This is a genomic window from Flavobacterium hydrocarbonoxydans, assembly GCF_009789235.1.
GTDB classification, from domain to species: Bacteria; Bacteroidota; Bacteroidia; order Flavobacteriales; family Flavobacteriaceae; genus Flavobacterium; species Flavobacterium hydrocarbonoxydans.
The window spans coordinates 478,994-486,471 of the sequence record NZ_WSTB01000002.1 but is presented as its reverse complement, the minus strand read 5'-3'; the positions used below and the strand labels follow the sequence as shown (position 1 = coordinate 486,471).

The 7,478-nt window shown below is 35.5% G+C and carries 7 protein-coding genes; 6 read left to right on the top strand and 1 reads right to left on the bottom strand.

Features of this window, described 5'->3' with window-relative positions; all coding sequences use genetic code 11:
- Nucleotides 1–19: 19 nt before the first annotated feature.
- From GON26_RS05210 to GON26_RS05185, 6 genes are all read left to right on the top strand, one after another.
- Nucleotides 20–979, top strand: coding sequence for a PorP/SprF family type IX secretion system membrane protein (locus tag GON26_RS05210; protein ID WP_230407896.1), 960 nt, complete (start codon nt 20–22; stop codon nt 977–979).
- Between the two features lie 159 nt (nt 980–1,138).
- Nucleotides 1,139–2,326: a phosphoglycerate kinase gene (locus tag GON26_RS05205; protein WP_160373669.1), complete on the top strand. Its 1,188-nt coding sequence runs from the start codon at nt 1,139–1,141 to the stop codon at nt 2,324–2,326.
- 110 nt (nt 2,327–2,436) lie between these two features.
- Nucleotides 2,437–4,269 (top strand): LysM peptidoglycan-binding domain-containing protein, encoded by a 1,833-nt coding sequence (locus GON26_RS05200; protein WP_160373668.1) that lies wholly within the window; start codon nt 2,437–2,439, stop codon nt 4,267–4,269.
- Nucleotides 4,270–4,315: 46 nt separating this feature from the next.
- Nucleotides 4,316–5,290 (top strand): DUF4837 family protein, encoded by a 975-nt coding sequence (locus tag GON26_RS05195; protein WP_160373667.1) that lies wholly within the window; start codon nt 4,316–4,318, stop codon nt 5,288–5,290.
- A 46-nt stretch (nt 5,291–5,336) separates the two neighbouring features.
- Nucleotides 5,337–5,978: a DUF1579 domain-containing protein gene (locus GON26_RS05190; protein ID WP_160373666.1), complete on the top strand. Its 642-nt coding sequence runs from the start codon at nt 5,337–5,339 to the stop codon at nt 5,976–5,978.
- 140 nt (nt 5,979–6,118) lie between these two features.
- A complete protein-coding gene (locus GON26_RS05185) occupies nt 6,119–6,565 on the top strand; it encodes a GNAT family N-acetyltransferase (protein WP_160373665.1) in 447 nt (148 codons plus the stop codon).
- A gap of 109 nt (nt 6,566–6,674) precedes the next feature.
- On the opposite strand, the gene GON26_RS05180 is transcribed toward GON26_RS05185, so the two are convergent.
- Entirely contained in the window at nt 6,675–7,478 is an 804-nt protein-coding gene (locus GON26_RS05180; protein ID WP_160373664.1) for an OmpA family protein, read from the bottom strand.

The window sequence follows — 7,478 nt, the reverse complement described above, 5'->3', positions numbered from 1 at the left end:
GTCTAAAAAAATTATTACAATGAAAAAATTATTTTTATCCCTAGTACTCATGGCTGTAACAACAAGTTACAGCCAAGAGTTAAACCTACCAGTATTTACACAGTATTTAGCTGACAACCCTTTTATCCTGTCACCTGCCTATGCGGGTATCGGGGATAACCTCCGTATCAGGGCCAATGGTCTTACACAATGGGTGGGTATTAAGGATGCTCCCGAAAACCAGTCTATTTATGCTGATTTTCGTGTTCTGGATCGTTCCGGAGTAGGGCTTTCGCTTTATAATGATAGTAATGGAGATACCAGACAAACCGGAGCCAAAGTTTCGTTTGCACATCACCTGATTTTAGATTATTACACGGAGCAATATCTGTCTTTTGGTCTTTCGTATAACTTCAATAGTTTCAGAATTGATTTGGATAAAAAAACAGATCTTGGTGATATTGGTATTACAGATGATCGTTATACATCAAATAACAACTTTGATATTAGTGCCTTGTATCGTAACCGAAGATTTTATGCGAGTTTTAATGCGAACAACGTTTTAAAGAAAAATACGAATAGATACCGTGGGGTAGAACCTAATTTGCTTTCAAACTATCAGGTTTATACAGGATATGTTTTCAAAGCACCTGAAAATAATCGTGTCGAATACGAACCATCTGTGTTTTATCAGTACTTTGCCAGTGATAAACGTTCTACTACCGATTTCAACTTCAAATACAGACAATACAACCGTTATGAAGATTATTATTGGGTTGGGGTTTCGTACCGTTTCTTAAACGACCAGTTTCCAAAACCTTTGGCACTAGGACCAATGGCGGGTTTCATGAAATCTAAATTTTATTTCGCTTACTCTTATCAGGCTATGTTCAATGGTTTAGGAACGTATAATTCGGGAACACACGTTGTCACGATTGGTTTCGATTTCTTAGCCTCTATCAGTAACTGTCCTTGTACGCAAAGTCCGGTTCACGATTAAGTAAGCATTTTTCCCTTTTTTAAAACTTAATTTGTTTTTTTTCATAATTTACAACGTTTTCGTTGTTATAGATAGGTTATTTTTAGATTTTTCAAATTTAATACTACTCTAAAAGTTCTATATTTGTTTTTCTTTGAAAAAAACTAAAAATTTATCATAATGAAAACTTTAAACGATTTCGATTTTAAAAATAAAAAAGCGATCATCCGTGTTGACTTTAATGTGCCTCTGGATGAAAATTTTAATGTAACTGATGCTACCCGTATCGAGGCTGCAAAACCAACTATTGATGCTATTTTGGCTCAGGGTGGAAGTGTTATTTTAATGTCGCATTTAGGAAGACCAAAAGGTGCTGAAGAAAAATATTCATTAAAACATATCCTAAAAACGGCTTCAGAAATTTTAGGAGTTGAGGTTCAGTTTGCTGCGGATTGTGTTGGAGAACCAGCTCAAACGGCTGCTAAAAACCTAAAACCAGGAGAAGTTTTATTATTAGAAAATTTACGTTTCCATGCTGAAGAAGAAGCTGGAGATGTTGCTTTCGCTAAAGAATTGGCTTCTTTAGGAGATATTTATGTAAATGATGCTTTCGGAACAGCGCACAGAGCACACGCTTCGACAACTATTATCGCTCAGTTTTTTCCAGTTGAAAAATGTTTCGGAACATTATTGGCTAAAGAAATTGAGAGTTTAAATAAAGTACTTAAAAACAGCGAAAAACCAGTGGTTGCTATTTTAGGTGGTTCTAAAGTTTCTTCGAAAATTACGGTTATCGAGAACATTTTAGACAAGGTGGACCACATGATTATTGGTGGTGGAATGACTTTTACATTCATTAAAGCGCAAGGTGGTAAAATTGGTGAGTCTATCTGCGAAGATGACAAACAGGAATTAGCACTTGAAATTTTAAAACTGGCTAAAGAAAAAGGCGTTCAGATTCATATTCCAGTTGATGTTATTGCTGCAGATGATTTCTCAAATACAGCAAATACTCAGGTGGTAGATGTTACTGCAATTCCAGACGGATGGCAGGGTCTTGACGCTGGTCCTAAATCTTTAGAGAATTTTAAAAAGGTAATTTTAGAATCGAAAACTATTTTATGGAATGGTCCTCTTGGTGTTTTTGAGATGGAAACGTTCTCAAAAGGAACAATCGCTTTAGGTGATTTTATTGCCGAAGCTACTGCAAATGGAGCATTTTCATTAGTTGGAGGTGGTGACTCTGTTGCTGCTGTAAAACAATTTGGTTTCGAGGATAAAATGAGTTACGTATCTACAGGTGGAGGCGCAATGCTAGAAATGTTAGAAGGTAGAATTTTACCTGGAATCGCTGCGATTTTAGACTAAAAAATCACAATTAACATTTTTTTAGACATTTTACCTCTATAAACTGCCTAAGTTTGCAAAACTAAGGTTTCTGTAATGGATTGAATTATAGAATTTTAAAAAAATGTTATATGATTGTAAAAAAAATACCATTAGCGATTTCGATTTTATTTTCAATGTCGATGTTTGCGCAGGAAGTTACTACTACAAGCGTTGAACTCAAACCGGAAATAAAACTTTCGTATCTGGATTCTATCAAAAGCACATTTGTAAAAGACGATCTGGCCTCGCGCGTTGACAGTCTTTGGATGAATGAATTAACAAGCTTAGATATCTACGATGATCTGACCAAAGACATTCAAACCATTAATACGGATTTGACTGTTAACGAAGAACTGCCAACAGAACTGCTTAAAGAGCGTCTGATAGCAATGAACGAAAAATCGCCTTTTGATATAGAATACAATCAGGGTTTAGAAAACATCATAAAGTCGTTCCTTAAAAATCGAAGAAAATCTTTTTCACGATTAATGGCTTTATCAGAATATTATTTCCCCATTTTCGAGGAAGCTTTTGCCAGGCAAAATGTTCCTTTAGAAATTAAATATTTAGCCGTTGTAGAATCTGCTTTAAACCCTAAAGCAGTTTCTAGAATGGGCGCCACAGGAATCTGGCAGTTTATGTACGGTACCGGAAAACAATACGACCTTAAAATAGATTCGTATATTGACGAACGTAGCGATCCTCTTAAAGCTACTGCTGCCGCTACAGAATACATGAAAAAAATGTACAATATTTTTGGCGATTGGGAGCTGGTTTTAGCATCTTACAACTCAGGACCGGGAAATGTTACCAAAGCAATTCGTCGTTCCGGAGGAAAAACCAAGTATTGGGACATTCGTAATCATCTTCCAAAAGAAACTCAGGGCTATGTGCCGGCTTTTCTGGCCACAATGTATCTTTTTGAATATCATAAAGAACACGGAATCAGCCCGGAAAGAGCGGTTGTCAAAAACTTCGAAACAGATACTATCCGCATAAAAGATAAAATGTCTTTCAAACAAATTGCTGATTTACTGGATATGCCACAATCGCAATTAGAACTTTTAAATCCTTCTTATAAATTAAAAGTGGTTCCTTTTTATCAAAACGAGCAGCATTTTATTCGCTTACCAAAGGATAAAGTAGCTACATTTCTTTCAAACGAAGATAAAATTTATACGTATTTAAGACATGAAGAAGGTTTCGAAGCTTACCCAAGCCAATTAGCTTCTAAAATAACTCCAAAAAACAAATTTGTTGTAGCAAAAACAAGTCTTGCAACAAATACTAAACTGTATAAAGTCAAAAAAGGAGATAATTTATCTTCTATTGCTGACAAATACGATGTTTCTGTTTTACAATTAAAGAAATGGAATAATATTAAAAGTAATACCGTTGCTTCTGGAAAAATATTAAAAATCAGAGAAATCGATACTACTTCGAAAGTGATAAACGATATCAAAACAACTCCTGTGCTTAATAAAGCAGATAAAGAAGAGGCAGTTGCAGTTGTTGCTGAAGATAAAGAAAAAACAGATGATAACTCTCAGGAATATGTGGTTCAGGCCGGAGATAATCTTGGAAATATTGCTAAAAAATTCGGAATTACGCTGGCAGAACTAAAAGACTGGAATAATTTAACTTCTAATAATTTAGCTCTTGGCAAATCTTTGATTGTTACCAGAGAAATTGTGGTTGAAAATGCTGCTACATCGGCTATTGCTTCAAATTCCGTAGAGGCTTTCAAGAAAAAAGCGGCTGCTCCTAAAGCAGTTGGTGATGATTACTATGTAAAAAAGGGTGATTCTCTTTATAGTATTTCAAAAAAATATCCTGGCGTTACGATTTCGGATCTAAAAAAATGGAACGGCATTAAAGATGGTGACATCAAACCGGGAATGAAGTTAAAAATAAACGGATAATTAAAAATCTTACTTAAATTTGGGTTTTATTTTATATATTAATAAAATGAATAAAACCCATTTTTTATTGCTGCTACTTTCCTTTTTGTTTTTATCCTGTGATAAAAACAAGGATAAAAATATTCCGGAGAAACCCAGTAAACCCAATACTATTTCGATTATCATTGACGATCAGTTGTGGTATGGCGAAGTGGGCGATAGCATCCGAAATAAATTTGCCTCTCCCGTTTTAGGCATTACGCAGGAAGAACCTCTTTTTACCATTAACCAATATCCCGCCCGACTGCTAGAAGGTTTTGTTACCGATAGCCGAAGCATTATTGTAGTCAAAAAAGCTACAGCAGATAAATTTGAAATTATAACGAATTCCAAAACGTTACCGCATAATACTTTCAGGATTTACGGTAAATCTGTTGATGATATTATTTGCAGTATCGAAATGAATGCTGCCCAGATCATCAAGGTGATTCGCGATTCTGAAATTCAGAAGATCCAGAAAGACAACAGCGCATCGCTTTTGAACCCTACCATCATAAGGAATAAGTTTCACATGGATTTACAAATTCCTGTCGGCTATGAGTACATGCTGCACAAGCGTAATTTTATTTGGTTAAAAAAAGAAATCATTGGCGGTAATACGAGTTTGCTTTTGTACCAGATTCCGATAAACAGATTAGAAAAAAACACGAATATTGTAGGCAATATTGTCCGAATGCGTGATTCGATTGGCAAGTACATCAAAGGTCGTGAACCCCGTACCAGAATGATTACCAGCGAAGCTTACGCCCCTTATTTCTCAATTACTACGCTAGATAACAAGAAAACCTACGAATCGAAAGGCACCTGGGAACTCAAAAACGATTTCATGTCTGGCCCTTTTATTAATTACGCCATTGTAGATAAAGCCTTTAACAGAATTCTGGTTCTGGAAGGTTTCTGTTACGCTCCCTCTAATAAAGAACGCGATTTAATGCTTGAGGTGGAAGCCATTTTAAAGTCAGTTAAAATAGATGAAAGATAATTAGTATATTTTTATACTTTTGTAATAATCTTTAAATCAATAAATTATGAAAAAGTATAGTTTGATATTTCCGATTTTAGTTTGCTGTTTTATTTCCTGTAAAAAAGAAGTGAAAACAGACATGGATACTACAAATGCTGCCGACAGCATTCAGAAAGAAGAACCAATAGCTGAAAAACCTCTAGATTCTGCCGCTGAAATGAAAGCATGGATAGATTACGCTACCCCAACAACTCCTCATAAAATGATGGCCGAAGAGACCGGAACATGGAATTGCGACATGACTTTCTGGATGGAAGCAAATGCAAAACCTGAAAAAGCAACTTCGGTTGCCGAGATCAAAATGATTTTAGGAGGCCGCTATCAGGAAAGCAATTATTCCGGTACTATGATGGGACAGCCTTTTGAAGGAAAAAGCCTCTTGGCCTATAATAATTCCAGTAAAGAATATACGACAACATTTGTAGATAATATGGGTACCGGAATGGTGGTCGCCACAGGAAAATATGACGAAAAAACTAAAAGTATTGAGTTCAAAGGCGAAATGGTGAATCCCGTAAATGGCAAAAACATCCCGTATAGAGAAATTTATACTATTGTTGACGCGAAAACCCGTAAAATGGAAATGTTCGATACTAAAAACGGACAGGAGTTTAAGAGTATGGAAATTATAATGAATAAGAAATAAGATCCAGCTACTATCAAAGATTTAATTTCCCGATTGCAAGTTGTAATCGGGATTTTTTATTGTAGCAGAGGGCATGGAACCTGAAATATTTAAATTAATTTTGCCTTTTTAAATGGAAATAAAAAATAGTGAATACTGAAATGAAATTAGAATGGAAAATAAAGCCTTTTAAGGCCTTAACTGCAGATGAGTTATATGATTTACTTAAAGTGCGCAGCGAAATCTTTGTAGTAGAGCAAAATTGCGTTTATCTGGACCTTGACGGTAAAGACAAGAAAGCTTTACACCTAATTGGCGAGTACGATGGCAAAATCGTAGCTTATTCCCGTTTATTCGATGCCGGAATCAGTTTTGATAATGCTTCTATTGGTCGCGTTGTGGTTCATGCTGATTATCGGGATAAAAAATGGGGTCATGATTTAATGCGTGAAGCCATTGCAGGAATCAAATCACACTTCGGAAAAGATAAAATTACCATAGGAGCACAGCTTTATTTGAAGAAATTCTATGAAAGCCACGGTTTTGTACAATCAAGCGAAATGTACTTAGAGGATGATATTGAGCATATTGAGATGATACGGGGATAAATATTCTTTTCAAATAAATCAAAAGCTGCATTTTTAGATGTGGCTTTTTTGTGCGAAAGTATCAAATGCCACAAAAGGAATAATCGAGTTAATTTTTCCCTGAATAAATCTAAACCTTCGTAATCAAAAACTCCACCCTGCGATCTACATTGTCGCCTTTTCCAAGAGGATATTTATTGCCACAACCCAGATAAGTCATTCGGCTTTTTGAGATTTTTTGCGAAATGAGATACATAAAAACCGTTTTGGCACGATTCCAGGAAAGCCTTCTTTCTTTAGTGATTTTGTCAATTGCATCGGTATAATCTTTTGGAGTACAGCATACATGACCTCGTATTTCAAACTGTAGTGTTTTTTTTTCTTGCAAAAGAAGCGCTATTTTGTTCAGTTCTTTTTTAGAATTTTCGGTCAGTTTAGAGCTGCCCATTTCGAATAGTATATTTTCGAGATAAATTTTGTCACCTACTTTTAAATTGTTTTTAAAAGAGTTTTTAATTCCTTTCCCATAGCTGTTCCGCTTGACAACAATCAAATCGACCCGCCGGTTTTTTGACCGGGTTTCATGCAAATTTTCAACCGTATCCTGCCGGACTACAATGCGCCCTTTACCTTCCAGAATAATTATCTTACTCTCATTGAATCCCGCCGAAACCAATATTTGCTGAACCGTATTAACGCGGTTGTTGGATAAGCGATAATTATATTCATCATTTCCGCGATCATCGCAATACCCGTATATCTGAATCGATTCTACCTTTGATGTATCTATTGTTTTAATAAAATCAACAATGACATTCGTTTGTTTTTCCGAAAGGTCATATTTGTCAAAATCAAAATATATCGTTTCAACAGGTTTTTGTTGAGCAGATAGGTTACAAATAAATAAAAGAGTTAGGGCCCGGTAGAATTTCAT

Excerpts from the sequence above, each read along its gene's own strand:
- GON26_RS05180 (WP_160373664.1), bottom strand. The coding sequence starts at position 7,478 with ATGAAATTCTACCGGGCCCTAACTCTTTTATTTATTTGTAACCTATCT.
- GON26_RS05205 (WP_160373669.1), top strand. The coding sequence starts at position 1,139 with ATGAAAACTTTAAACGATTTCGATTTTAAAAATAAAAAAGCGATCATC.
- GON26_RS05195 (WP_160373667.1), top strand. The coding sequence starts at position 4,316 with ATGAATAAAACCCATTTTTTATTGCTGCTACTTTCCTTTTTGTTTTTA.
- GON26_RS05210 (WP_230407896.1), top strand. The coding sequence starts at position 20 with ATGAAAAAATTATTTTTATCCCTAGTACTCATGGCTGTAACAACAAGT.
- GON26_RS05200 (WP_160373668.1), top strand. The coding sequence starts at position 2,437 with ATGATTGTAAAAAAAATACCATTAGCGATTTCGATTTTATTTTCAATG.
- GON26_RS05185 (WP_160373665.1), top strand. The coding sequence starts at position 6,119 with ATGAAATTAGAATGGAAAATAAAGCCTTTTAAGGCCTTAACTGCAGAT.
- GON26_RS05190 (WP_160373666.1), top strand. The coding sequence starts at position 5,337 with ATGAAAAAGTATAGTTTGATATTTCCGATTTTAGTTTGCTGTTTTATT.